Source organism: Actinosynnema sp. NPDC023658 (genome assembly GCF_040639995.1).
In the GTDB taxonomy this organism is placed as follows: domain Bacteria; phylum Actinomycetota; class Actinomycetes; order Mycobacteriales; family Pseudonocardiaceae; genus Actinosynnema.
Genome location: NZ_JBFAAX010001507.1, coordinates 1 through 1,028, shown reverse-complemented (window position 1 = coordinate 1,028; position 1,028 = coordinate 1). Strand labels below are relative to the sequence as shown.

2 protein-coding genes are annotated in these 1,028 nt (G+C 74.0%); both read right to left on the bottom strand.

Annotated elements, in window-relative coordinates:
- On the bottom strand, nt 1–372 hold a 372-nt coding region (locus tag AB0G02_RS42145), incomplete at its 3' end, for an MEDS domain-containing protein (RefSeq protein ID WP_360806774.1).
- On the bottom strand, nt 369–1,028 hold a 660-nt coding region (locus AB0G02_RS42140; protein ID WP_360806771.1), incomplete at its 5' end, for a PP2C family protein-serine/threonine phosphatase. The genes AB0G02_RS42145 and AB0G02_RS42140, both read right to left, overlap by 4 nt.

The window sequence follows — 1,028 nt, the reverse complement described above, 5'->3', positions numbered from 1 at the left end:
GTACGAGCGCACCTGTTCCTCCGGGTCGATCACCGCTCCGATCGGGTAGGTGTCGGCCAGCGACGCGATCAGCACCGCGCCCCGCCGCACGCCCTCGGTGAACGCCTCGACCCCCGACATGCCCCGGATCAGGTTGCCCGGATCACCGGCCGTCACGTACAGCACGCGCCGACCCGCGCGGAGACCGTCGGCCAGGAAGTCGCACGCCGCGACCTCGAACTCGGCCAACCGGTCGTAGGACCGGCACACGTGGTGTGGCTGCCGGGTGACGGCCGGCAGCGCCGCGGGCTGCATGCCGCGATGATAGGTCACGCGCACGACGAAACCGGTCTTCGACCCGGGCTGCGGTCGCACCACCTCCGCCGCGGTCACGGGGTGACGTCCCGAGGACTGGTCCACCGGGCCAGCAGCACGGTCGCGTCGTCCTGCAGGACGCCGTCCTGGTACTCCAGGACCGCTTGCACGAGCCGCCGCGCGGTTTCGGGCGGCGGGTGCCCGGCGGCCGCCTCGCGGTGCAGGAAGTCGATCAGCCGGGCCTGGCCGAACGGCTCGCCGTCGTGCCCGGTGGCCTCGGTGATGCCGTCGGTGTGCAGCACCAGCCAGTCGTCGGGTTGCAGCGCCTCCTCCGCGATGGTCAGGTCGCTGAGGCCGAGCCCGAGCGGTGGTCGCGTGCCGCCGGCGAGGGGTTTGACGACCTTGCCGGACCGCATCACCAGGGGCGCGGGGTGGCCGGCGTTGACGTAGCGCAGGCGCCCGGTGGCCAGGTCGAGCTCGGCCAGGACGGCGGTGGCCTGCGCGCCCCCGCCGAACTGCTCACCGATCGCCTCGTCGATCGCGCGGACCTGCTCGTACAGGCCGTGGCCGGCGCGGCGGGCGCTGCGGTAGGCGGCCAGCGCGGTGGCGGCTATCAGGGCGCTGCGCAGGTCGTGGCCGGCCGCGTCGAGCACGATCAGGGCCGCGGTGGTCTCCGACAGCGCGTAGTCGAAGGCGTCGCCGCTGAGGTCCTGGCGGGGCTCCTCCACGCCGGT